Genomic DNA, 320 nt, shown 5'->3' with positions numbered 1-320 from the left:
CTCATAATCCTCGTCCTGCAGGTCAAGGTAGAACAGGCGCAGATCGTGCACCAGGAACATGCCCTTGTAGACGATGGTGCGGCTGGACAGGCTGGGCACATAGGTGCCGATGCTGGCCTGCTCGAACACCCGGCGGATGATGTAGAGCCTGCGGTCAAAATCAATGCCCTTGCTCACCCGGGCAGGCTTTTTGATGAAGCTCTGCCAGATGGAGGGCATGCAGTCCCGGGCCTTCTGGCCCACGGCATCGGTGTCTACCGGCACCCTGCGCCATGCCAGAAACTCAAGCCCCTCCTTGCGGGTGACCAGCTCAAACAGCT

At 60.3% G+C, this 320-nt stretch carries 1 protein-coding gene; it reads right to left on the bottom strand.

What is annotated here, in order from left to right:
- The coding region (locus tag P0G09_RS17000) for a hypothetical protein (RefSeq protein ID WP_275253257.1) at positions 1-320 on the bottom strand (320 nt) is incomplete at both ends.

The organism is Faecalibacterium sp. DFI.5.82 (genome assembly GCF_029076575.1).
In the GTDB taxonomy this organism is placed as follows: Bacteria; Bacillota; Clostridia; order Oscillospirales; family Ruminococcaceae; genus Faecalibacterium; species Faecalibacterium duncaniae.
The sequence above is the reverse complement of the archived record's forward strand: the minus strand, read 5'-3'. Positions and strand labels throughout refer to the sequence as shown.